Annotated in this window: 24 protein-coding genes; 20 read left to right on the top strand and 4 right to left on the bottom strand. The window is 43.5% G+C overall.

The window, feature by feature from the left end; translation table 11 throughout:
• Positions 1–169 precede the first annotated feature (169 nt).
• Together yidC and G400_RS0100735 are read right to left on the bottom strand one after the other, a co-directional pair.
• Positions 170–1,129 (bottom strand): membrane protein insertase YidC, encoded by a 960-nt coding sequence (gene yidC, locus G400_RS0100730; RefSeq protein ID WP_026017127.1) that lies wholly within the window; start codon positions 1,127–1,129, stop codon positions 170–172.
• 80 nt (positions 1,130–1,209) lie between these two features.
• Positions 1,210–1,485, bottom strand: a complete 276-nt coding sequence (locus tag G400_RS0100735) for an acylphosphatase (RefSeq protein ID WP_017261728.1) — start codon at positions 1,483–1,485, stop codon at positions 1,210–1,212.
• Positions 1,486–1,583: 98 nt separating this feature from the next.
• On the opposite strand from G400_RS0100735, the gene G400_RS0100740 reads away from it, so the two are divergent.
• The 10 genes from G400_RS0100740 to G400_RS0100785 all read left to right on the top strand — a co-directional run bounded on the left by G400_RS0100740 (position 1,584) and on the right by G400_RS0100785 (position 11,624).
• Positions 1,584–2,354 carry a TrmH family RNA methyltransferase gene (locus tag G400_RS0100740; RefSeq protein WP_017261729.1) on the top strand — a complete coding sequence of 257 codons (771 nt, stop codon included), beginning with the start codon at positions 1,584–1,586 and terminating at the stop codon, positions 2,352–2,354.
• Positions 2,355–2,486: 132 nt separating this feature from the next.
• Complete coding sequence (locus G400_RS0100745) at positions 2,487–2,990, top strand: HD domain-containing protein (protein WP_017261730.1); 504 nt, start codon at positions 2,487–2,489, stop codon at positions 2,988–2,990.
• A 47-nt stretch (positions 2,991–3,037) separates the two neighbouring features.
• Positions 3,038–3,379, top strand: coding sequence for a winged helix-turn-helix transcriptional regulator (locus G400_RS0100750; protein ID WP_017261731.1), 342 nt, complete (start codon positions 3,038–3,040; stop codon positions 3,377–3,379).
• A gap of 383 nt (positions 3,380–3,762) precedes the next feature.
• Positions 3,763–4,809: a phenylalanine--tRNA ligase subunit alpha gene (gene pheS, locus G400_RS0100755; RefSeq protein ID WP_017261732.1), complete on the top strand. Its 1,047-nt coding sequence runs from the start codon at positions 3,763–3,765 to the stop codon at positions 4,807–4,809.
• 9 nt (positions 4,810–4,818) lie between these two features.
• Positions 4,819–7,230 carry a phenylalanine--tRNA ligase subunit beta gene (gene pheT / locus G400_RS0100760; protein WP_017261733.1) on the top strand — a complete coding sequence of 804 codons (2,412 nt, stop codon included), beginning with the start codon at positions 4,819–4,821 and terminating at the stop codon, positions 7,228–7,230.
• 244 nt (positions 7,231–7,474) lie between these two features.
• The gene (gene mltG, locus G400_RS14165; RefSeq protein ID WP_017261734.1) at positions 7,475–8,593 is read left to right on the top strand and encodes an endolytic transglycosylase MltG; all 1,119 of its coding nucleotides are present in this window, start codon (positions 7,475–7,477) and stop codon (positions 8,591–8,593) included.
• 17 nt (positions 8,594–8,610) lie between these two features.
• Positions 8,611–9,291 carry a uridine kinase gene (gene udk / locus G400_RS0100770; protein ID WP_017261735.1) on the top strand — a complete coding sequence of 227 codons (681 nt, stop codon included), beginning with the start codon at positions 8,611–8,613 and terminating at the stop codon, positions 9,289–9,291.
• Between the two features lie 186 nt (positions 9,292–9,477).
• Positions 9,478–9,963 (top strand): transcription elongation factor GreA, encoded by a 486-nt coding sequence (gene greA, locus G400_RS0100775; RefSeq protein WP_017261736.1) that lies wholly within the window; start codon positions 9,478–9,480, stop codon positions 9,961–9,963.
• A gap of 227 nt (positions 9,964–10,190) precedes the next feature.
• On the top strand, positions 10,191–11,192 hold the full coding sequence (locus G400_RS0100780) for a lipid II:glycine glycyltransferase FemX (protein WP_017261737.1): 1,002 nt from the start codon (positions 10,191–10,193) through the stop codon (positions 11,190–11,192).
• 114 nt (positions 11,193–11,306) lie between these two features.
• On the top strand, positions 11,307–11,624 hold the full coding sequence (locus G400_RS0100785) for a HesB/YadR/YfhF family protein (RefSeq protein WP_017261738.1): 318 nt from the start codon (positions 11,307–11,309) through the stop codon (positions 11,622–11,624).
• Between the two features lie 140 nt (positions 11,625–11,764).
• Here G400_RS0100785 and G400_RS0100790 read toward each other — a convergent pair whose 3' ends face one another.
• Positions 11,765–14,404 carry a YfhO family protein gene (locus G400_RS0100790; RefSeq protein WP_017261739.1) on the bottom strand — a complete coding sequence of 880 codons (2,640 nt, stop codon included), beginning with the start codon at positions 14,402–14,404 and terminating at the stop codon, positions 11,765–11,767.
• A gap of 170 nt (positions 14,405–14,574) precedes the next feature.
• Between G400_RS0100790 and G400_RS0100795 the strand changes: the two genes are divergently transcribed.
• The 6 genes from G400_RS0100795 (at position 14,575) to G400_RS0100815 (ending at position 18,994) form a co-directional block, all read left to right on the top strand.
• Positions 14,575–16,650, top strand: coding sequence for a peptidoglycan D,D-transpeptidase FtsI family protein (locus tag G400_RS0100795; RefSeq protein ID WP_017261740.1), 2,076 nt, complete (start codon positions 14,575–14,577; stop codon positions 16,648–16,650).
• Positions 16,651–16,748: 98 nt separating this feature from the next.
• Positions 16,749–16,898 carry a 50S ribosomal protein L33 gene (gene rpmG / locus G400_RS15975; RefSeq protein WP_081495844.1) on the top strand — a complete coding sequence of 50 codons (150 nt, stop codon included), beginning with the start codon at positions 16,749–16,751 and terminating at the stop codon, positions 16,896–16,898.
• Between the two features lie 89 nt (positions 16,899–16,987).
• The gene (locus G400_RS0100800) at positions 16,988–17,542 is read left to right on the top strand and encodes a 5-formyltetrahydrofolate cyclo-ligase (RefSeq protein WP_017261741.1); all 555 of its coding nucleotides are present in this window, start codon (positions 16,988–16,990) and stop codon (positions 17,540–17,542) included.
• Positions 17,542–18,237, top strand: coding sequence for a rhomboid family intramembrane serine protease (locus G400_RS14170; RefSeq protein WP_017261742.1), 696 nt, complete (start codon positions 17,542–17,544; stop codon positions 18,235–18,237). The genes G400_RS0100800 and G400_RS14170 overlap by 1 nt, the downstream gene beginning before the upstream one ends.
• A gap of 39 nt (positions 18,238–18,276) precedes the next feature.
• Positions 18,277–18,519, top strand: a complete 243-nt coding sequence (locus G400_RS0100810) for a YqgQ family protein (RefSeq protein ID WP_017261743.1) — start codon at positions 18,277–18,279, stop codon at positions 18,517–18,519.
• Positions 18,520–18,565: 46 nt separating this feature from the next.
• Positions 18,566–18,994 (top strand): rhodanese-like domain-containing protein, encoded by a 429-nt coding sequence (locus G400_RS0100815; RefSeq protein WP_042655394.1) that lies wholly within the window; start codon positions 18,566–18,568, stop codon positions 18,992–18,994.
• A 107-nt stretch (positions 18,995–19,101) separates the two neighbouring features.
• Here the strand turns inward: G400_RS0100815 and G400_RS15980 are convergent, their stop codons facing one another.
• A complete protein-coding gene (locus G400_RS15980) occupies positions 19,102–19,278 on the bottom strand; it encodes a DUF3042 family protein (RefSeq protein ID WP_017261745.1) in 177 nt (58 codons plus the stop codon).
• 105 nt (positions 19,279–19,383) lie between these two features.
• On the opposite strand from G400_RS15980, the gene G400_RS0100825 reads away from it, so the two are divergent.
• The 4 genes from G400_RS0100825 to glnA all read left to right on the top strand — a co-directional run bounded on the left by G400_RS0100825 (position 19,384) and on the right by glnA (position 23,007).
• A complete protein-coding gene (locus tag G400_RS0100825) occupies positions 19,384–20,160 on the top strand; it encodes a glycerophosphodiester phosphodiesterase (RefSeq protein WP_017261746.1) in 777 nt (258 codons plus the stop codon).
• A complete protein-coding gene (miaA, locus tag G400_RS0100830; RefSeq protein ID WP_017261747.1) occupies positions 20,157–21,080 on the top strand; it encodes a tRNA (adenosine(37)-N6)-dimethylallyltransferase MiaA in 924 nt (307 codons plus the stop codon). The genes G400_RS0100825 and miaA overlap by 4 nt, the downstream gene beginning before the upstream one ends.
• Before the next feature lie 151 nt (positions 21,081–21,231).
• Entirely contained in the window at positions 21,232–21,606 is a 375-nt protein-coding gene (locus G400_RS0100835) for a MerR family transcriptional regulator (RefSeq protein ID WP_017261748.1), read from the top strand.
• Between the two features lie 60 nt (positions 21,607–21,666).
• Positions 21,667–23,007 (top strand): type I glutamate--ammonia ligase, encoded by a 1,341-nt coding sequence (gene glnA / locus G400_RS0100840; RefSeq protein ID WP_017261749.1) that lies wholly within the window; start codon positions 21,667–21,669, stop codon positions 23,005–23,007.
• Positions 23,008–23,100: the final 93 nt, after the last annotated feature.

Here is a 23,100-nt window from a genome sequence, read left to right on the forward strand (position 1 = left end):
ATTGAGTGAAAAATAGTATTTCCCTTTTTGCCATAAGTCTTACTAACTGATCAGTATTTTCAACATTCAGTTAAATAACACAAATAAGAGGCCATCCTTCAAATTTGAAGGATGACCTCTTATTTTTTGTGGGCTATTAGCGAGCCATCACAATCATTGCAACAAACGGTTAGTCATTATGATGCTGTTGTTTCCCAGCATTACGTTTGCGATTGTTATGATCCATATTGTCACTAGTTGACTTTTCTTGTGGTTGACGTGATGTTATTGGCGCTGCACTGACTGGTGTTTCCGTTGCCTGAACAGGCTTAGGTTGCACATGAGTTGCATTTTCAGCTTGTTTCTTTTCGAGCTCTTTGGCCACTTGCTTCCGTATTCGAGGCCGGTACCAAGCGATGATGAGTGTCTGCAAACAAGCGAACAAACCACCGACGAAGAAGTACAGTCCTAAGGCTGCTGGAGTGGAGAAAGTAACAAACAGAATCATGATGGGACTCATGATCATCATGGAACGCATTTGTTTCTTTTGATCTTCAGGCAAACCAAGTAGTGAAAGGTATCCTTGTAATAGATAAGCTAGGAATGACAGGATCGCCAGAATAATGTTGGGCTTTCCTAAATGAATGCCATAGAATGTAGCATTTACTAATTCAGGGGCATATCGGATTGCCGCATACAGGGCTGCAAAAATAGGCAGCTGAATAATCAATGGTAAACAACCGATGCCGCCAGTCATTGAAATGCCGTTATCGCGGTATAGTTGCATCATTTCTTGACTGATTGCATTACGTTCTTCAGGTGTTTTGGCAGCTTTCTGACGGGCCTGAATGTCATTCATTTGAGGCCGTACCATTGACATCTTTTCTTGTTGAACCGTTGCCTGTCTGGATTGACGGACCATTAATGGGAGCAAAATGAGTCGAACGATGACGGTCAGGAGAATGACGGCCCAACCATAGCTGCCGCCAAGTAGCTTAGCAGCCCATTCCATAAAGTGAACCATTGGCTCGCCAAGGTAGTTCCAGATGTAGCCAACGGGTTTGCCGTGACTGGTACGCACACAGCCACTTAAAAGTAGGGTGAGAGTGCCGAGGGCCGTGATGACGGCTAGGCGGTTTCTTTTTTTCATTATTATCTGTGAATCCTTTCAAGTTAAACTTCATTAACTTGCTAAGAATACTAGATAATCACCGTGATTTCAATGCTTAGTCAGTAAATGTCAAACTTTTTCAACGGCTGAATTGCTTGTTTCGTTTGTTCAAGTTGAGTCACGTGAGCCCAACTATTAGGTGATTTTTTGATTGCTTCAATAAAAGTGTTCACCATGCCAGTTGAACCCTGCGCCAGAATAGTAACAGTGCCGTCCGCATTGTTGCGGGCAAAACCGTAAATGTGGTGACGCACCGCCAATTGGTAAGTTGAGTAACGAAAGCCAACTCCCTGAACACGACCATGTGCGGTAAGTAGGACAGCTGTTTGAGCCATTGTTCGATGCCTCCTTAAAGTTTAATCGCGCTTTAACGTCCATGCTAGCATGAATGACTGCCGACTATGCTATAATTTTGACCAGCGAGGTAAAAAATATGGAAAAAATTGTATCACTTCAAAATGGTCGGGTTAAGACCTGGAAAAAACTAGCAACTAAAAAGGGCCGCGAACAACAGCAATCGTATTTGTTGGATGGTTGGCATCTGGTTAAGGAAGCAATCGGTGCCGGCACGACATTAGTTTCGGTAATGGGCACGCATGAGGCATGGCGTGAATATCGTGATGAACTGCCAGCAAATTTAAACGCGTTTGAAATTAGTGATGAGGTCGCTAAGGCAATCGGTGACACGGTTACGCCACAAGGTATCTTTGCCGAAGTCAAAATGCCGGAGACAAGCACGACGCTGCCAGAGGTTGTTCACCAACCATGGGTATTTTTGGATGCCGTTCAAGACCCAGGCAATATTGGTACCATTGTGCGAACAGCCGATGCAGCAGGCTTTGAAGGTGTTGTATTTGGTCGCGGCACAGCAGATCAATTTTCTCCTAAAGTTGTTCGGGCAATGCAGGGTAGCCAGTTTCACATCAAACTGGTATCCGAAGATTTATTTTCTGCAACCCGCTATTTTAAACGATCTGGTATCGAGGTCTATGGTACTCAGCTCAATCCAGAGGCTAAAAATTATCGCGAATTAAAGCCAAAAGGTGCGTTTGGACTCATTATGGGTAATGAGGGGAACGGCATGACACCAGCGTTAGGGGATGTTACGACAGCCAATTTATACATTCCAATTCTGGGCCAGGCGGAATCATTAAATGTTGCTATCGCTGCCGGTGTTCTTATGTTTCGATTGAAAGAACAATAGTTTCAAGCAAGACAGTGACTTTTCCGAAAGTGAAAATATTAATGCATAAGACTATGCAAAAGTAAGCAAACCTGCTACAATACCTTTCAGATTCAAATGGGCACCTCATACAACTTAAAAAGGAAGCATTGAATGAAACCAAATGAGTGGAAACAGGATTCTGAGTATGTTGCATTAGTGAGTGATTTATTAGCTCGTCCAGAAGTGCAACGTTTAGCGAACTTCACCCAACATCATCACAGCAATCGATTGGAACACAGCTTAGGTGTTTCGTTTGACAGTTATAAGATTGCTAAACGGCGGGGCTGGAATTACCAAGCCGTTGCCCGTGCTGGTTTACTTCACGACCTGTTTTATTACGATTGGCGGACAACCAAGTTTGACTTAGGCACACATGCCTTCATTCATCCACGGGTGTCATTACGAAATGCCGAAAAAATAACGGAATTGTCGGACATGGAAAAAGACATCATTTTGAAGCATATGTTTGGTCTAACCATGGCGATGCCAAAATATAAGGAGAGTCTGTTGGTTTCACTAGTCGATGACTATGAAGCCTCTCATGAATATTTTGGGCCCTTACGTTTAAAAGTTGCAGGTCTTGTTGCTCGTGTAAAAACAGCGGCATCTTTCTAATGGAAAAGAACAATTAGCATAATTTAAAGAGGAAGGGGGCGTACGTAATGTCAGAGACAATGACAACAATGACAGATTTTAAACTCTGTCCAAAGTTTGAACGCACCTTTTCGATTTTGGGTAAAAAGTGGAATGGGCTGATTATTGAATCACTGTTGGCTCAGGGAGCTTTGCGTTTTAAGGATATTGCCAGTTCAATTGATAAATGTTCTGATCGGATGTTGGTTGAACGGTTAAAAGAGCTGGAAGAGGCAGGCATCGTTTCTCGGACAACGCACGATGATTCTGCGTTGATCGAATATCGACTGACCGATAAAGGTCGCGATATGCAAGATATGATGGATACGATTCACGCGTGGTCAGACAAATGGAATGGCGAAGGCTGTTAGTCTGCCATTGACTACGCACTATCATTAGCATAAAATTAATTTTTGTAAACTTACTCATAATTAAATGCGACGAAAAAAAAGAGTAACTGTGTCGGGTTAGTCAGGAAGAACGGTCATTGATTGAAAGCCGCTCATGAGCACACAGCGAATTCACTTTTTGAGCAGAAGTTGGGCGCTTATATCTGATAGTGTAAGCAAAAAATTCTCCGGGACCTCCGTTAACGGCTTTAAGTGGTACGTTGTTTGCGTTTGTAAATAATGTGCAACGAGGGTGGTACCGCGATTCGTCGTCCCTTTCCTGGTTTTTATCAGGAAAGGGATTTTTTTGTTTAAGGAAGATTAAGCGCACATTTGAGTAGATACTAACTTTTAGGAGGCAGCACATGGCATTAAGAGAACGACTGCAAGAATTGCATGATCGAGGACTGGCTGACATAAAAAAAGGTGACAGCTTAGACCGCATTAATGAAATTCGCGTTCAATTACTCGGTAAGAAAGGCCCAATTACACAAGCGTTACGTGGCTTACGTGATGTTTCGGCGGAAGAACGTCCCAAGATTGGGAGTTTTGCCAATCAAATTCGTGATGAGTTGACGGCGGCGATTGAAGAACGAAATCAAGAACTTAAAAAGGCCGCGATTAATGCTAAGCTGGCATCCGAAACGCTGGATGTTACGTTGCCTGGCACGCCGGTTGCACAGGGCCAACCGCATGTGATTCAACGGATTATTGATCAGTTGGAAGACATGTTCTTAGGAATGGGTTACCAAGTTGTCGATGGACCAGAAGTTGAAGATGATCATCACAACTTTGAAATGATGAATCTACCTAAGGATCATCCGGCTCGCGATATGCAAGACACGTTTTACATCACACCAGAAATTCTCATGAGAACACATACCAGTCCTAATCAGGCGCGGGCAATGGAGGCTCATGACTTTAGTAAGGGCCCGCTGAAGATGATCAGTCCTGGCCGTGTTTACCGGCGGGATACAGATGACGCGACGCATAGTCATCAATTTCATCAAGTTGAAGGATTAGTGATTGACAAGCACGTCACCATGGCTGACTTAAAAGGAACGTTGGAAATGGTTGCCGCTAACCTGTTTGGCGATGAATTTGACGTTCGTTTGCGGCCAAGCTACTTCCCGTTCACGGAACCTTCTGTTGAAGCAGATATTACGTGTTTCAACTGTATGGGCAAGGGCTGTGCCGTCTGCAAGAACACCGGCTGGATCGAAGTGTTAGGAGCTGGTATGGTGCACCCTAATGTGCTTAAGATGGCCGGTGTCGATTCATCCGTATATGGCGGATTTGCTTTCGGTCTGGGACCTGATCGGTTTGCTATGTTGAAATACGGTGTCGATGACATTCGTAATTTCTATTTAAACGACACACGCTTCTTAACACAATTTTACAAACGGGGGTAAACTACAGCGATGAAAGTTTCAATGGATTGGTTAAATGAATACCTCACCCTGGACGTGGACCCACAGACGTTGGGTGAGAAGATTGAACGAACAGCGGTCGAAGTCGACCAAGTTTATAAAATGAGTGATGGCATGAGTAAGCTGGTGGTGGGTGAAACGCTCAGCGTTGAGCCACATCCAGACTCAGATCATTTGCATATCTGCCAGGTTGATGTCGGTGAGGATGAACCATTACAGATTGTTTGCGGCGCACCAAACGTCGCCACGGGACAAAAAGTAATCGTTGCTTTGCCTGGTGCCTGGATTGCCGGTCATCACAAAATTAAAAAGAGCAAGATGCGTGGCGTTGCTTCAAACGGCATGCTGTGTGCGCTTCAAGAAATTGGGTTCGACGAGAAGATCGCACCTAAGGCTTATGATGAGGGTATTTACATTTTGCCTGCAGACAGTGAGAATGGTTCATCTGTCTTTCCAATTTTGGGGATGGATGACGACATTGTTGAGACCGATCTAACGCCTAACCGTGGTGACATGAACTCGATGAACGGAACTGCCTGGGAAGTTGGCGCCATTTATGGCAAGACACCCAAAATGCCAACGTTTTCGCTAAATGAAGATGGCTCACGCAAAGTCAGTGACCTATTACAATTCTCAGTAGATGCTGCATTGGCACCGACATATAAAATGCGTGTTGTCAGTGGCGTCACCATTCAGGATAGCCCGCTGTGGCTACAAAAACGGTTGTGGGAAGCCGGTATGCGGCCAATCAATAACATCGTTGATGTGACCAACTACATCATGTTGACGTATGGTCAACCATTGCACGCGTTTGACTATGACAAACTTTCTAGTCATCATATTCACGTTCGTTTGGCAGATGCTGGCGAACACTTAACGACTCTTGATGGTGAAAACCGCACATTGCGTGATAGCGATATGGTTATTGCTGATGACAAACATGCAATTGCCATTGCCGGCACGATGGGTGGTTTGGACACGGAGATTGACGATAATACGACGACAATTGCAATCGAAAGCGCCATTTTTGACCCAATTAAGATTCGTAAAACAGCGCGATTCTTTAATCTCCATTCAGAGGCTTCAATGCGCTTCGAACGCGGTGTTAATAAGGACGATAATCAAAATGCCTTAGACCATGCTGCAGCACTTATGGCTGAACTTGGACTGGGACAGACGGAGCAAGGCACTGGTGTTGGTAGCGACACACCTGTTGAACCTGCAAAGGTTAGCGTGACCTTAACGCGGATTAACCATGTGTTGGGTACTCAATTGACAGTCGATCAGGTTCAGAACATCTTTGACCATCTTAACTTTCCAACTGACAACGATGGTGAGACATTCAATGTCACTGTTCCAGCCCGTCGTTGGGATATTCATATTGAGGCTGATTTATTTGAAGAGGTTGCTCGATTGTATGGATACGATAATATTCCATCGACATTGCCATATGGCACAATGACACCAGGTGCGTTAACGTTCAAGCAACGGATCATTCGTGATTCACGGCGGCTATTAGAGGGCGCTGGGTTAAATCAGGCGATTAGTTATGCTTTGACAACAACGGCTAAGGCTGAACAATTCATGATGCGCGATAGCGAACCTACTGAGCTAGCCTTTCCAATGAGTACTGATCATACAACTGCCCGGATGAATTTAATCAGTGGATTGCTGGATGATATTGCTTATAATGTTGCCCGTAAACAGAAGAATGTCGCCCTTTATGAACAAGGTCGAGTGTTCTATCGCGACGGTGATGCAATTCGGCCACTGGAGGTTGAACACATCGCTGGGGCGGTCACGGGTGCATTGACTAAAAAAACATGGCATGCAGAGGCTGATACGGTTGATTTTTACGGTATCAAAGGCATTGTTGACTTGTTCTTGCACGACATGGGTCTTTCAAAACCGGTTCATTATGAAGCGACTCAGGCTCATGCGCAGATGCATCCGGGCCGGACAGCCGACATTTACGTTGGTGACCAGGCCGTTGGTTTTGTCGGTCAAGTTCACCCTGAGATAGCCAGCGATTATAAGATTCCTGACACTTACGTATTCGAGTTGAATTTGCAGGCGCTTATTGATGCACCACATGATCAACAACAGTATGAGCCGATTTCGAAGTTCCCAGATGTTACACGTGATATCGCCATCCTTGTGGATCAGTCCGTGACTAATGCTGATGTTGTTGCTTTAATCAACAAGCGTGGTGGCGCACATTTGGCAGATGTTCAACTGTTTGACGTGTATGAAGGCGTTCATTTGCCAACTGGCAAGAAGTCACTGGCATATACGTTGACTTACCGTGATCGCCAAGCGACATTAGTTGAGGCTGATGTGACTAAGGCGTTTGACAAAGTAACCGCTGCTTTAGAAAAGGAATTTGATGCTGAAATTCGTTAATACAAATTTAGATGGATTTCGAATGGATTAGTTACTTGTTCCATAAATCAAGTGTCATGGTGCTCTCAATTTGAGAAATCACCATGGCACTTTTTGTCGTCTTAAGGGAAGTACGGACGCAAAAAAGCAATTTGTGATTAGCAAATGTGTCAAAAAGATGTCATTGCTATGTGAAATGTGGTGTTGTAGTCTGTTTTTCGCTACAATGTAAAAGATGATTTTTTAAGAGGGGGAACTTAATATTATGCAACGTCGCAGGCGTCGCCGGTCACATGCTGGCCGTTACTGGTTAATTGGTATCTTCATTGCGATTGTGCTCATTATTGTTGGCGTGGTCGTTGGCCGCAATATGGCTTACACCAATAACTTGAAGGCTGTTGATCCGAAGAGTCACAAGAAAGTTCAAATCGAAGTTCAGCAAGGGGCAACTTCTGATCAAGTTGCTTCTGAATTGCAAAAAGCTGGTGCCATCAAAAGCGCGTCAACTTTTAACAAGTACATTGCTGACCATAATCTGGCAGACTTTAAAGCCGGATATTTCGTTGTGACAAAGAACATGGATGTCAAACAAGTGGCTAAACAACTGAACGGTGTTGGTTCAGATACGCCACTTATTACGACGTCTAAAAATTCACTTCTTATTACCGAAGGTGAATCTGTTGATCAGATCGCAGCATCTTTGCCAAAGCATTCCAAATATACAAAGCAGGATTTCCTAAACTTGATGAAAGACCAAGATTTCTTGAACGGTCTTCAAAAGCTTTATCCAGATCTGTTGTCATCCACGATGTCAGCTTCAGATGTTCGTTACCATTTGGAAGGCTATTTGTTCCCAGCCGTATACGATACTAAGAAACCGAAGAATTTAAAGGCATTAGTTGAACAGATGGTTGCCGCTACTAATCAACGCATTCAACCCTACTTGTCTGAGCTCCAGCAAGAAAATCTGACTGTACAACAGGCAATGACATTGGCTTCATTGGCTCAAAAAGAAGCAAACACGCCGAGCGATATGCATAAAGTAGCAGGTGTATTCTTCAATCGGATTAAGGCTAAGATGCCGTTACAGTCAGATGTATCTGTTCAGTATGCTTTGCAGACGCACAAGCCTAACTTGTCACTGGCTGATTTAAAGGTCGATTCGCCTTATAATTTGTATGCCAACACGGGTTACGGGCCAGGACCTTTTAATAACCCTGGTATTTATGCTATTAAAGCCATTGCTCAGCCAACTGACGAAGATCAAGACTACTTGTACTTTGTAGCTAATATGAAGACAGGTAAGATTCATTTCTCCAAGACACTGGATGAACAAAATGCGTACACGCAAAAGTATCAAAACGATAATAATAAACAAAAATAATAAGCAAGAGGGCATCAATGATGACAGAGCAGACAAAGCGGCCAATTGTAATTGGTGTTACCGGCGGGTCTGGTAGTGGTAAAACGACAGTTAGCCGGGCAATTTATAATCAGCTTGCTGGACATTCAATTTTGATTATGCAACAAGATTCTTACTACAATGACCAAGCTGAAATGACCATGGCCGAAAGAAAAGCAGTTAATTATGACCATCCATTGGCGTATGACAATGATCTTCTTATTAAGCAGCTTGATCGGTTGATTCACTATCAAGCCATTGATAAGCCAGTTTATGATTATAAGGAATCCACACGCAGTGCCGAAACTGTTCGGCAGGAACCACGCGATGTGATTATTTTAGAAGGCATTTTGATTCTTGATGATCCTCGTCTACGTGACTTAATGGATATAAAGGTCTACGTGGATACGGACGATGACATTCGGATCATTCGACGGATTCAACGTGATATAAATGAGCGCGGTCGAACATTGGACACTGTTATTAAACAGTATTTAGCAACGGTTAAACCAATGTATCACGAATTCGTGGAACCAACGAAGCGTTATGCTGATATCATCGTTCCAGAAGGCGGCGAAAACACGGTCGCCATTGATCTTCTGTCAACGAAGATTCGTGACATTTTGGCGCGTGACGGTAAGGATAACCTGTTTAAGCAGGCCAATCATAAAGAAGCATAAATAGTTCACCTTAAAACGGCAAAGACAGGAACTTTATCTGGTTTTGTCGTTTTTTGGTCCTTTAAGGTTGTGATTTACGTAATTCAGTCGGAGAATGTGCGTTTTTTTACAGGAAGCCGTTTACAAGGTGTAGATCACATGGTAACCTTGTGACTGTCGAAATTAGTTACAAAGGAGCCTCTAACTATGGCTGAAGAAAAAACATACCCAATGACTGAAGAGGGCAAAGCTAAACTAGAAAAAGAATTAGAAAATTTAAAAACAGTGACCCGTCCGCAAATTATTGAACGCATTAAGATTGCGCGTGGTTTCGGTGATTTGTCAGAAAACTCCGAATACGAATCTGCCAAAGATGAACAGTCTAACATTGAAAGCCGAATTTCATTGGTCGAAACAATGTTACACAATGCTGAAATTATTGACAGTAATGCAGTGGCTGCTGATGAAGTTTCAATTGGTAAATTGGTCAGCTTTAAGGAACTGCCTGATGAAGAACCTGAAAGTTACACCATTGTCGGTGCTGCCGAAGCTGACCCAATGAGTGGCAAGATTTCAAACGATTCGCCAATCGCTCGCAGTTTGATTGGTCACAAAGTTGGGGATGAAGTAGAAATTAAAATTCCTGCTGGGTCAATGAAGGTTTCAATTTTATCCGTTAAGAACGCTGAATAAGCTTTTAGTAGTGCTTAGCGTCATTAATAGTGAATAAGGCCTATCTCAGAGGCTGTGAAAAATCAGATTGTATCACCGTTTAGTCTTTATTGGTGATATTGCTTGGTGATTTCACAGCTTCTTTTGATTACCTTAAGGTAGCGTCCGCTGTTTGTCGTCATACCTTAAGTACGGTAAAATAATGAACAGGTTTACACCAATTAGTTAATTTTGAAAGGAACGACAACATGCCGATTATCAATGAACAAGATCATGATGCAATGACGCGCTACACAGAATTTGTGCGACGCGCACCCTTTACTTCAATTACACAGGATCCAGGTTGGGGAGAAATTAAGAACAACTGGGAACCGTTACATGTCACCCTTGAGAAGGATGGCAAGATTACAGCGGCGATGTCCATCTTAATGATTGCAAATGAAGACGGTGAAAAGCTCGCCTATTGTTCAAAGGGACCGGTTTGTGATCCAACGGATGTTGCGACTATCGATGCATTGGTAGCAGAAGCAGAGCCTACCTTACGAGAAAACAATGTGTATGTCTTGCGGATGGACCCTGAGGTTGTTTACGACGATGCACTAAACGATACGTTTAAACAACACGGTTACCAAGTAAGAAATCGTAATGTCGGCATACATGATACAATTCAGCCGCGGTTTAACATGGTGATGGATTTACAGGATAAAAGTATTGATGATGTGTTAATGACATTTCGGCCGAATACGCGTCACGATGTGCGTCACTCAATTAAGCCTGAATTAACGGTAGATTCTGGTAGCAGCATGGCGGAAATGGACCGATTCTATGCACTTTATGAGGCAATGAGTCACCGACAAGGAATCACTTACCGTCCGCGAGATTACTTTGACAGAATGGTAACGGCCTTTGAAGGCACTGATATTTTACGCATCTTCGTCGCCCATTCTGAAACACAAGATTTGGCCGGCTCATTAGCGTTTAAGTATGGTGATAAGCTCTGGTATATGTACGGTGGCAGTATTAATGAAGAGCCGAAGCTACTCGCGCCGTACCGAATTCAGTGGGCGATGATCAACGAAGCCGTTGATGCACATAAAGACCGTTATGATCTAGGTGGCGTCTTTGCACTAGACAAGAGTGATGGTTTGTGGCTGTTTAAGCACGGTTATGTGCGTGAAGCCACTGAATATATTGGCGAAATTGACAAAGTTTATGACGAACAGGCCTACCAAAAGTTTGTTAACCGTTAGTACTTGTGAAGGCTGTCACATCAACGTTTAACAGGAATGTATTCATTGGTTTTCCACTTTATTTGTGCTAAAGTATACGCATGAAAGCGAATTCATTAGAGTGGAGGCCCACGTATGCAAATTACAGTTACAGACGCTGCCAGCAAATGGTTTCAAGATGAAGTAGGTCTGAAACCAGGTGATGGGATGAAGTTTTACGGTAAGGTATATGGTAAAACACCGATTCATGATGGTTTTTCAATGGCAATGGTGCCGGATAAAGAACCTGACCGGCCAGTTGGTGAGACTGAAAAAGATGGGATTAAGTATTTTGTGAATTATGGAGATGCGTGGTTTTTCGCTGGTTACGATTTTGTCATTGATTTTGATGAGAAAAATGATGAACCTAAATATGAATATGTTGCGCAAGAACATGATTCACGGTTGAAGTAGGTTACTTGAGATTAAGTAATGCTGTTGATTAGCTTAAAATGATGAGTATTAAAAAGCGTTCTGCCTTTTCCAAACGGAAAAGCAGAACGCTTTTTAATGTTGATTGCTACAATAACGAACCAGTTAGACAGCTGGGACTCTTATTTGACAAGAACAGCGTTATTGTGGCGACGCTTTATCCATTCGCTAGCACCTAAGACAACGAGACTAACTAGCGAGATGAAAATACCTGCACCGAGGTGAGGTGTTCGATAACGAAGGGTAATGTGATGAGGACCGGGTGTAAGTCGTAACGCGATAAATTCATCGGCGATTGTATGTGTGCTGACACGATGACCGTCAACGAAGGCTTGCCAGCCGTCTTGAGCAGGGATGCTTGTCATCAATACCGGTTGTTTATAAGTAGCGATGACGTGTCCGCTAAGGTGTGTTTGCCCCCAATCCGTAACTTTAAGTGGGTGCTGTTGCAATTGCTTAATTCCCTCTTGGAATGCTTGCTGCGGCAATTGGTATAAAGTGACATTTTGAAGCCAGAGAGCATTTTTTTTAAGGACAAACGTGATTTTTTGTGGTTCATCCTTTTGTTGATTTGCGATATTGACTAAAACTGTATTTCTGAATGTTTGATACTGTGCCAGCGGTTGACCATTCAACAGCATTTTAACATTGTCCTTTTGCAAATTAGCACCAAGCGATAAATAGTAAGCGTCGTCGGTTTGCGGTGTGAAGGTTAATGTCATTTGCGCGGGTTTCCGCGGCTTTATTTTGGTCAGGGTAGATCCGGTGATATTGGTCAAGCGGTTTGTGTTGGTAAACGTTACACCGTTGAAATTAGCGGCGGTGAATAACTTCGTTTGAGATGATTGGCCTAATAAAGCATTCCACAACTGATTTTGATTAGTCATGGGATCATGAATAATTTGTTTGACGCCAAGTGTTTGTCTGGCCGCCATGAAGCCCATTCCTAAGCTATTAGGATTTTGATAAATAGTTGTTTGTGGCAATTGCTTGGTAGCCGAGTAGTCGTGAAGATCTGGCTTACGAGTTAATGTTGGTAAGTATTTGTATTCCGAATGATGACCAACGAGAGGAATGTCATTGACGCTCCAGAAATATTTCATATTCAGCAACGCGTCCATAAATTCGGTTCCGTTCGCATATGTGACGAAACCATCACCATCGGGATTACCTGTCAAGTCGTAGAATCCTGTTGTTTTACGCTCTAGTGTTGATCCGAAGTGTGAGCCACTGAAGTAATCTCCCTGCATGGGATCATCTTTTGTACGTTGAAAGGTGGTGCCAACACGGTATAAACCAGAATTCAAGTTTTTCGTCGCTTGGCTGGTCTGATCGAGAATGTTGGTATAAATTGCAAACTGGTTTTGCGGTACATAGCTAATTTTATTGAGTGATAAAACTGCATTAGTGCCCATGTCAGCGAGCGTCAGCAGCGGAATTAGATAGAGTAACCAGTGGAACCGGTGTGCTAATGGAGATAGGCAAATGAGTGCAATCAGCATCATCGCAGTTCCGGTGATAATTTGTCCTGTAGTGATGAAATTTAAATGGTGACTGTCTATAAAAACGTAGGTATCGGTTGCGACTAAAAGCAAGGTTGTAACGCCAATTGACCCCCAATTGAGGTGTCTTTCCGGACGCCACGTTATTGCTGCTAACCAAATAAGCCAGAAGCTGACGATAAATGAAAAACGATAAGGGTACCAAATTGGGAATTGTCCAGCATGCCATAATAAATTTAATGGCGTGAATGACACAGAGAGGACAAAGAAAATGGTGATGAGACCGGCTACTAGCTTAACCGACCAGTGAAATTTGCCTTCAATGAAAAAAGCAACAACTAGGATAAGAACGGCCGCGCCGACAAATAAATTAGGCTGTCCCTTAGGCATTTGAGCAAAATTAAAACCGCCTGGATAAAGTTTGCCCAACATTTTTAAAGGCGCATAATCCCATGTCCATTTAAATTTAGTGAGGGTGTAACTTGCCTTACTTAGCTGTAATGCGAAATATGTGGGGAGTAGGATAAATGCTGCGATGCCACCGGCTAATACGGATGCGCCGACGTACTGTAAGCCATTAATGAGCAGGCGATGCCATGATTGCCAATGCCAAACAACACTAAAGATGAAGTACAAAATGGTGAACAAACTAATCATGTAAGCCATGTAATAGTTCACGATGAAGGCAACTGCTAGCCAACTTACGTATGGCAACCAATGTTGTTGTTTGATGAGGCACTCAAGACCATAAACCACCAATGGCAAAACAATCAGTGCGTCTAACCACATAAGATTAAGCTGATTGGCAATGGTCCAACCAGACAACGCGTAGATGGTACCAAACATGGGTAACCGCCAACCAGATTGAATCTGCAACCGGTTTAATACCCAGCCCAGGCTGAGACCCGCACAACCGTATTTGGCAACGGTCATTATGAGAACGCCGGTTGAAAGGCCACCTTTGCTAAAGGGGAGCAGCAATAAGTTAAACGGGCTCATTAAATAGTAGGCCCATAAGCTGGTTGTTTCTCCGCCAAGGGCTTTGCTAAAACTATAAAAGAAACTACCAGGGTGATGTAGCAACGTATTCCTAAAGAACGCAAAAAAATCGATGTATTGTTGCCCCATGTCAACAGTTAATAAAGAACTACGGCCAAACGGTGCCATGCCACGGCTGGCAAAATAAATTAACATGAAAAGACTGGGCACAAGAAAGCTCAGTAATAATGGCCATGTTTTGTTGATGAAGTGTTTGATCATTGTTTTAGCGGATTCCTTTCTCTCAAAAAAAAGTAAAGTTTGCCTTGGCCACTTTAGCTTTTTGATAACTTCCTATACAATGATAGACGATACTTTTCGACTGGCAAAGTGCTTTGCCGAAATTTTACGTATATCGTGTTAAAAGATGTGCAATTATGAATTAGATAAGGATGGTTGAGGATTCAGTGTTTAATAAGTTTATTCAGCGCAGAAAAACGCAAACCAATCACGACGATCAAACGACGCGGATTCCGTTTCGGTTAAATTTACTGCTGGTCATTGTGTTTCTTTTGTTAGCAGCCTTGGCCTTTCAAATGGCTTATTTACAGTTGAAAAAAGGTTCAATGTTTAAGGCAGAAATTAACCGTACGGATAATACGATTGAAACTAACAATGTGCAACGTGGGATGATCTACGATTCAACAGGTAAAGTGCTGGTCGGCAACGAGGCCCATCAGGCCATTAGCTATACTAAAGGAATCAATGTTACCGCTGAAGATATGTACAAGGTGGCTAACAAGCTTGGCGATTATCTGACGGTGCCGACGAATACATTAACAGATCGTCAGGCAGCAATATATTATTTGGCGGATAGCAAACATAGTGCAGCGGTCACTGCTAAAATTCCTAAGGCTAGTTCTATGAGCACAACTGCTCTGCAGGCCGCTCAACAGGATTACGTGGCCAAACACAAGCCTGAACTATCTGACAGTCAGAAAAACGCTGCCACGATCTTCACCAAGATGAATGGTGCCTATGCCTTGTCCACGACTTACATTAAAGAGACGGACGTAACGCCCACGGAAGTGTCACAAATCGGTGAACACATGTCAGATATGCCTGGTGTGAAAACGGCAACCAGTTGGTCACGGTCGTACCCTGCAGGAAATTCCGTTAAGAGTTTCGTAGGGACTGTCACGACTGAAAAGCAAGGGTTGCCGGCTGACGAGGTTAATGAGTTGCTCTCACAGGGTTACTCACGTAACGATTCCGTTGGGTCGAGTTACTTGGAGAAAGCGTACGAGCCAATTCTTCGCGGAACTAAGTCCAGAACGTCTGTGGAAGTTAGCAATAATAGCAAAATCACCAAGGAAACCAAAGAATACGCTGGTGCCAAGGGCTCTAATTTGGTCTTGACGGTTAATTCTAAATTTCAGGATGATGTCCAAAAAGTCATTGATAAACGCTTGCCAAGTGGCACCTGTCAGGGTGCTTACGCAGTGGTCATGAATCCCCAAACGGGAGCTGTGCTAGCAATGGGCGGTGATTCCCGTGATCCAAACACTGGGAAAGTGACAACTGATGCATTAGGTGCAATCAATCAACCAATCGTTATGGGGTCTGTTGTTAAGCCCGCTATGTTGACCGGCGGTTTCGAGAGTGGCGCTATTACACCTTCGAACAATACACTGGTTGATCAACCGATTATTCTAACGGGGACGTCGAAAATCACAACTGACTGGAACCAAAACGGTGCTTTCCCGATGGATGCTGCACTGGCGCTAGAAGAATCCTCTAACTCATATGCCGTTCAAGTTGCGATGAAGATGGTTGGTTTCAAATATTCGCAAGGTGAATCCATCAATGGGTTACCAAGCACAATGTTCCAGACGCTTAGAAATAATTTCAGTCAGTATGGACTGGGTGTTAAGACGGGGATTGACCTACCAGGTGAGTCTGCGGGCTTAAAGGGGCTGTCTGGTCGCGCCAACATTGGGTCAGCCTTAGTTGAAGCATTTGGTAACTATGACGCGTACACAACGTTACAATTAGCTCAGTATGTGTCAACGCTGGCTAATGGTGGTTATCGGATGCAGCCATACTTAGTCTCACAAATTCGTGGAACTGACAAGAATGGTGGACTAGGAAATGTTGAATATCAGGCTCATCCAAAAGCATTGAACTACGTTTCAGCAAGTGCTGATGCCAAGAAGATTATTAAACAAGGGATGTGGCAAGTGGTTAACGGTTCCTCAGCACATAAAACTGGGGCTGAAGTGCTAACTAAATTGAAGCCTGGGATTGCTGCCAAAACGGGGACTGCCGAAACATTTGTTAACGGTAAGCAAACTGTTACTTCCAGTATCATTAGTTTTGCACCAACAGATAATCCACAAGTTGCTGTTGCTGTTGCGGTTCCCGGATTGCCGGAAGAAACTGCTTCATACCTTGTCAACCAGGATATTGCTGCTGACATTTATAATTTGTACTGGAAAGACATTCAAAGTTCTGACGGATTTAAATAGTCAATTGTCAGAAAATACTGGTCAACAATGAATAAAAATGATAAAATTGTTCGAGTTGAGGCGTCTTCGCCAATTTCAAGCAGAGTGGAGGGTTAAAGATGCGCGTACACATTACCTTAGAATGCACCGAATGTGGTCGGCAAACATACTTGTCATCAAAGAATCGGCGCAACAATCCAGACCGGATCGAATTAAACAAGTACTGCCCTCACGATCGCAAAGTCACTTTGCACCGTGAAACTAAGTAATGACTAATTAGCGCCTGGGAATTCCTCGGGCGCTTTTTTGTTTTCAATAGAAAATAATCGCAATCGTTATCCGCTGATGGAGGTGCATGATGCAAACAAAAGATGTAATCAGAAAAAACGTAATTAATGCATTGGACGAAATGGCGCCAGCGGATAAAGCGGCTGATAGCCAACAACTCATCGATGGGCTGGTTGGGAGTTCAATTTGGCAAGATGCTAAATCAATCGGCTTAACCATGAGCGCAGCAGTTGAGTTAGATACACGTCCGTTAATTGCTCAGGCATTGGCAGCGGGCAAACAGGTTAGTGTGCCTAAGACACTGCCACATCGTCAGATGACGTTCATTACTTTAGGGGCGGGTGTTTCTTTTGAGACATCTGCATTTGGCATTCAGGAGCCTGTTGGGGGTCAGAGCATTGACCCTAATCAGATGGACTTAATTGTCGTGCCCGGCGTTGCCTTTGCTGATGATGGCAGTCGCATTGGTTTTGGTGCTGGTTATTATGACCGTTATTTAGCCGCTTTTAAGGGTGAAACAGTTAGTTTAGCGCTGTCTCCCCAACGTTTCCGCAAACGAACGTGGACGGCCGATTCTTTTGATATAAAAATAAAACAAATTATTTCGCTCAAGGAGGTAAATTAATGAACGTTTGGCAACGCATACGGCGAGGGTCACCAGTAACAGTCGGGCTTATTATCATCAATGTGCTCGTTTTTTTGTGGATGCTGTTTGAGTTTGGCATTCAGGGCATTTCATTAGCGAGTCCATTTTCCGTTCAATCGCTTGACGAATCAGGCGCGTTGTCTGGCACGGCTGTGCAGGCTGGTGAATGGTGGCGATTAATTACGCCGATGTTTATTCACGTGACGTTTGAACACATTGCACTGAATATGATTACGCTTTATTTTTTGGGTCGTTACGTGGAGATGACGTTTGGTCACTGGCGCACGTTGGTTATTTACTTGGTCAGTGGTTTTACCGGTAATGTCTGGAGTATGTTCTTTCATCCGGAAGGGCTGTCTGCAGGTGCAAGTACAGCCATTTTTGGTCTGTTTGGTGCGTTTATCGCATTAGATGTCATTGAACAAAATAATCCCGCAATTCATGCAATTGCTCGGCAGTTTTCCATTTTAGTGGTCGTTAACTTGGTGTTTGATATCTTTGCAGTTGGCATTGATATTTGGGGGCACATTGGTGGGTTGATTGGCGGAATTGCTGTGGCCTTTTTGTTGAGTGTTCCAAAGCGTTATAACAATCCGGCTGTTTCACGCTGGTTGCGCGTGGTTGGACTAATTGGTGTAGTTGTCGCAAACTTTGGGCTCATTCGTTTGTTTTAATCTGGATGAGTTGAAATCGTCAAAAGTGAGGCAGAATTTATGTATCGTGACAATCCGAAATCATTACGGACGTTGTACGATGTTCAACAGGTGTTAAAAGCATTCGGTATTTATGTCTATGTGGGCAAACGGATGTGGGATATTGAGGTCATGGCGCTGGAGTTGGATAATTTATATCGAATGAACGCCATTGATAAACCAACGTGGTTACAAGCAAAAGTGGTGTTGACACATGAACACCGAATTGAAGAGCAAAAATCAAAAAAGACTAATGAGCACTAGGCACTGTTTGAACAAATGTGTACAATGTGAGTATTGAGTTTAGAAGATGGAGGGATTGTTTGTGTTAGTTGCGGCTTCTGTAGGAGAAATAATTTTTGACGTTGTTGGCCTGTTAATCGTGTTTGGTTGGATCGGATGGCGTGTTTATTTAGTTTTCAAGCGTCGACAAGTTTCCACGTTGTTAACGCAGGAAGAATTTCAGGCAGGAATGCGTAAGGCACAAATTATCGATGTTCGTGAAAAAAAGGACTTTGATTCTGGACACATTCTTGGCGCCCGCAGTGTGCCTTATTCAACCTTTAGTCAACGTTATAAAGAAATTCGTGATGACTTACCGGTTTACCTTTACGATGAAGGTAAGGCGTTGAGCACACGGGCAGCCCTTCGTTTAGCTCGCAATGGTTACAAACAGATTTTTATCTTGACGGATGGTTATGGCCACTGGGAAGGTAAAACGAAAGCTAGCAAGTATTAGATTTGGTGTTTTGAAGTTATTAAAAAATCGGTATCCATCATGAATTCAAACGAATACATGATGGATACCGATTTTTTGTGTAAAATAAATTGGAATATGCGAAACTACTAGTTGAGGTGAGATGAACGGGATTTACGGACAGCCCGTCGACGATTGTCATCCACGCGTTGCTCTTCGTCCTCAATGGGTGAAACAACGGTTTTGTGGAATGAAAAAACGCCAGCGGCTACAGCACCAATCGTTGCTAATGTGCCTAACAAAAATCCTTGTGTAAATTTCTTCATGGTTTGACCTCCTCAATTTTTTATAATAATCAAGATGCGATTTAAACTACACGTTTATTATGTCTTTTTTTAACCGTAACGTCCAGTGAAAGGGGGTACATTTCGGTGACACTGATTATTGCTCATCGCGGTCTTGCCCGTCAACGTCCTGAAAATACAATGGCTGCGTTTAAAGCAGCCTTGAGCTGTGGTGCTGATGGCCTCGAAACTGATGTTCAGGAAACGGCAGATCACGAGTTGGTTTTGTGTCATGACAGTCGTGTTGATCGGACAACAAATGGCACTGGTGAAATTAGTCGGCTACGGTTGACGACAATTCAACAATTAGACGCAGGCTGGCGGTTCTACGGCCATAAATCTGACATTAGAATACCGACATTGGTCGAACTCTTGGATTATTTAGAAGAACAAGCTTTTCACGGCGTTCTCAATTTAGAAATTAAGGCTCAAAAAAATGACGGTGTATTGTTGGCACAACATTTAGCCGACGTGTTAGCCAGTTTTCCGACGTTACTGCCGGTCATAGTGGTGTCTAGTTTTAGCCACCAGTTACTAGCAGTTTTCCATCACGCCTTGCCCGTCGTTGAAACAGCGCTACTCACGCGTTGGCCAACGCCAGTTGTGAGACTTGCTCATTGTGGTGAGTCAGTAACCAGCGTGCACCTTAAGTGGTGGTGGCTGTTTATGGATAAGAGATGGATTTTCAATAATCGGGCCATCGTTAGAGTATGGACGGTTAATCGACCATCATTGATCAAAAAATGTTTCCAGTTAGGCGTGACCGCCGTTATTACGGATGAAGTTAAGCTTGCGCAAATGTTACGATCAGTTTATGCGACAAATGAATTTCCAAAAAGTGAATCAAAGGAAAATAAAAAATGAAACCAAAGGTATTAATGATTGTTGGTCCAACGGCTGTAGGTAAAACTGATTTATCCATCACACTGGCGAAAAAATTTGACGGGGAAATCATTTCCGGAGATTCAATGCAGGTTTACCGTCATCTGGACATCGGCACGGCTAAGGTGACTGCTGAAGAACGCCAAGGGATACCACACTTTTTGATTAATGAATGTGACGTTCAGGATTCTTTCACGGTAGCAATGTTTGTTGAACGAGCCACCACGCTTATCTCAGAAATCACTGCGCGCGGTCATCTGCCAATGATTGTTGGCGGAACCGGTTTTTATTTACAAGCATTACTAACTGGGCTCCAACTTGGAACACCGGCAAACCAGAAATTTCGTGATCATTGGCAGACATTGGCTGTTGAACATGGCAATCAGTGGGTTTGGGACCAGCTCAAACAGCAGGATGAAATCGCGGCCGCCAAGATTCCTGCCGGCAATGTCCGTCGTGTGATCCGGGCACTGGAAGTCTTTGAGACAACTGGAAAATCCATTGAGGTTCAAACAGATCATCCGAATCGCTATGACGCGTTCATCGTTGGGTTAAACACGGACCGAGCGGTATTGTATGAACGGATTAATACACGGGTTGATTTAATGTTAAAGGCTGGCTTATTAGATGAGGCGCACTGGCTTTTTGAACAGGGCGGTGAAAACCTGCAGGCTGGCCGCGGCATCGGCTATAAAGAACTGTTTGCCTATTTTCGAAAAACAGAATCGCTAGATCAGGCGGTGACCACGTTGAAGCAAAACTCTCGTCATTATGCCAAACGGCAATTAACATGGTTCCGTCATCAATTACCAGTTAACTGGTATGATTTGATCCAGCAGCCTGAGAAACTTGAGGCTATAGAAAGACAGACACAAGTGTGGCTGGCAAACAAAAATAACTGATTGCGCAAGACTGATATGCCTAAATTTTGTTATTTTTAAATTAAAGTCAATCTTCCATGTCAGAACTTATGACATGAAAGATTGACTTTAATACTTTGCGGTGGGATGATGCAGTTGTTCAAATGTTTGTGAGTTTTTGGGAGGCTGACTGATGGCGGAAAAACAGTTGCGTCGGTCATTGGCAATTTTACCGATGAGTACGGTAATGGCGCTGACTGATCTTTCAGCACGACAGATCCGGTATTATGAAACGCAGTCGTTGGTTCATCCGGCACGAAATGAGGGTAATCGTCGGCGTTATTCATTGAATGATGTGGATCGTTTGCTAGAAGTGAAGGATGGTCTGGCAAGCGGGATGGACTTTGCGACAATGCGGCGTTTGTATGCAAAGACACATCAAGTTGAGTCTACACAATTGGAATCGAAACGGTTGTCAGACGAACGTGCACGTCATTTACTTGAGGCTGAAATGCAACAGTTAGCAGGGATGCGACCACCACAGTCTGGTCTTCAGCAACACTTATAAGTGCTTTTCTTTAGAAACAACAGTTGGCAATTGAGGTTAGTCGAAAGGATAGGCAGGAACATGGCAAAGAAGACATACACGAAGGATGAAATTCGTGAATTGGTTAAGACGGAGCACGTGGAATTTTTACGATTAATGTTTACTGATCTGATGGGTTCAATTAAGAACGTTGAAGTGCCGACGAGTCAATTGGACAAGTTGTTAGATAACAAGTTAATGTTTGACGGTTCATCCATCGATGGCTTCGTCAGAATTGAAGAAAGTGATATGTATCTTCACCCAGACCTGTCGACGTGGATGGTTTTTCCGTGGGGTAGTGAACATGGTCGGGTAGCCCGAGTGATTTGTGAAGTTTATACGACGGATGGAAAACCATTCGAAGGTGACCCGCGTAACAACTTGATTCGTGTCGTTGATGAGATGAAGGCCGCTGGTTTTACGTCTTTCAACATTGGCCCGGAACCAGAATTCTTCCTGTTTAAGATGGATGAAAATGGCGAACCAACATTGAAACTGAATGACAAGGGCAGCTATTTTGATTTGGCACCAATGGACCTTGGTGAGAATTGCCGTCGTGACATTGCCCTTGAACTCGAAAAAATGGGCTTTGAAGTAGAAGCTGCCCATCATGAAGTTGCGCCTGGCCAGCATGAAATCGACTTTAAGTATGCTGATGCACTGGAGGCGGCCGACAATATTCAGACCTTTAAACTAGTAGTTAAAACAATTGCTAGAAAATACGGACTATTTGCCACCTTTATGCCCAAGCCACTTGAAGGTATCAATGGGTCAGGCATGCATATGAATATGTCACTATCAACCGCTAAGGGCAATGCGTTTTACGATGCTGATGGGGAATTGCAACTCAGCGAAACCGCTTATCATTTTCTTGGTGGCCTGCTGGCTCATGCCCGTAATTTAACTGCTGTTGTAAATCCAATCGTGAACTCCTACAAACGTCTGGTGCCAGGTTTCGAAGCCCCAGTTTATGTGGCCTGGTCAGGTTCCAACCGTTCACCACTGGTTCGTGTGCCTAGTGCACGTGGCAATTCGACACGCTTAGAGTTGCGTTCAGTTGATCCTGCTGCCAATCCATATCTTGCCATAGCTGCGATGTTGGAAGCCGGCTTGGATGGCATTCGTAATGGTATCACACCAAATGATTCTGTCGATCGCAACATCTATTCGATGGACGAAAAAGAGCGTGATACTAACCACATTAGTAATTTGCCAGACAATTTACACAATGCAACGAAAGCCTTGCAAAGTGATCCCGTTATGAAGGCGGCTTTAGGCGATCATTTATTCCAAAGCTTTATTGAAGCCAAAAAGCTGGAATGGGCATCGTATCGTCAGTCTGTCACTAAGTGGGAACGTGATCAGTATCTGGAACAATATTAATATTTGAGGGCTGTTTCTTGGAGTGGCAATGTGCGCTTCGGTTTAGGCTGGTCAGTCATCAAGTTATAGTAAAATAAATAAATATGTAACCGT

It is taken from the genome of Furfurilactobacillus rossiae DSM 15814 (assembly GCF_000428925.1).
Lineage (GTDB): Bacteria > Bacillota > Bacilli > Lactobacillales > Lactobacillaceae > Furfurilactobacillus > Furfurilactobacillus rossiae.

Coding starts and splice junctions, on each gene's coding strand:
- yidC (WP_026017127.1), bottom strand. CDS start 1,129: ATGAAAAAAAGAAACCGCCTAGCCGTCATCACGGCCCTCGGCACTCTC.
- G400_RS0100735 (WP_017261728.1), bottom strand. CDS start 1,485: ATGGCTCAAACAGCTGTCCTACTTACCGCACATGGTCGTGTTCAGGGA.
- G400_RS0100740 (WP_017261729.1), top strand. CDS start 1,584: ATGGAAAAAATTGTATCACTTCAAAATGGTCGGGTTAAGACCTGGAAA.
- G400_RS0100745 (WP_017261730.1), top strand. CDS start 2,487: ATGAAACCAAATGAGTGGAAACAGGATTCTGAGTATGTTGCATTAGTG.
- G400_RS0100750 (WP_017261731.1), top strand. CDS start 3,038: ATGTCAGAGACAATGACAACAATGACAGATTTTAAACTCTGTCCAAAG.
- pheS (WP_017261732.1), top strand. CDS start 3,763: ATGGCATTAAGAGAACGACTGCAAGAATTGCATGATCGAGGACTGGCT.
- pheT (WP_017261733.1), top strand. CDS start 4,819: ATGAAAGTTTCAATGGATTGGTTAAATGAATACCTCACCCTGGACGTG.
- mltG (WP_017261734.1), top strand. CDS start 7,475: ATGCAACGTCGCAGGCGTCGCCGGTCACATGCTGGCCGTTACTGGTTA.
- udk (WP_017261735.1), top strand. CDS start 8,611: ATGATGACAGAGCAGACAAAGCGGCCAATTGTAATTGGTGTTACCGGC.
- greA (WP_017261736.1), top strand. CDS start 9,478: ATGGCTGAAGAAAAAACATACCCAATGACTGAAGAGGGCAAAGCTAAA.
- G400_RS0100780 (WP_017261737.1), top strand. CDS start 10,191: ATGCCGATTATCAATGAACAAGATCATGATGCAATGACGCGCTACACA.
- G400_RS0100785 (WP_017261738.1), top strand. CDS start 11,307: ATGCAAATTACAGTTACAGACGCTGCCAGCAAATGGTTTCAAGATGAA.
- G400_RS0100790 (WP_017261739.1), bottom strand. CDS start 14,404: ATGATCAAACACTTCATCAACAAAACATGGCCATTATTACTGAGCTTT.
- G400_RS0100795 (WP_017261740.1), top strand. CDS start 14,575: ATGGTTGAGGATTCAGTGTTTAATAAGTTTATTCAGCGCAGAAAAACG.
- rpmG (WP_081495844.1), top strand. CDS start 16,749: ATGCGCGTACACATTACCTTAGAATGCACCGAATGTGGTCGGCAAACA.
- G400_RS0100800 (WP_017261741.1), top strand. CDS start 16,988: ATGCAAACAAAAGATGTAATCAGAAAAAACGTAATTAATGCATTGGAC.
- G400_RS14170 (WP_017261742.1), top strand. CDS start 17,542: ATGAACGTTTGGCAACGCATACGGCGAGGGTCACCAGTAACAGTCGGG.
- G400_RS0100810 (WP_017261743.1), top strand. CDS start 18,277: ATGTATCGTGACAATCCGAAATCATTACGGACGTTGTACGATGTTCAA.
- G400_RS0100815 (WP_042655394.1), top strand. CDS start 18,566: ATGGAGGGATTGTTTGTGTTAGTTGCGGCTTCTGTAGGAGAAATAATT.
- G400_RS15980 (WP_017261745.1), bottom strand. CDS start 19,278: ATGAAGAAATTTACACAAGGATTTTTGTTAGGCACATTAGCAACGATT.
- miaA (WP_017261747.1), top strand. CDS start 20,157: ATGAAACCAAAGGTATTAATGATTGTTGGTCCAACGGCTGTAGGTAAA.
- G400_RS0100835 (WP_017261748.1), top strand. CDS start 21,232: ATGGCGGAAAAACAGTTGCGTCGGTCATTGGCAATTTTACCGATGAGT.
- glnA (WP_017261749.1), top strand. CDS start 21,667: ATGGCAAAGAAGACATACACGAAGGATGAAATTCGTGAATTGGTTAAG.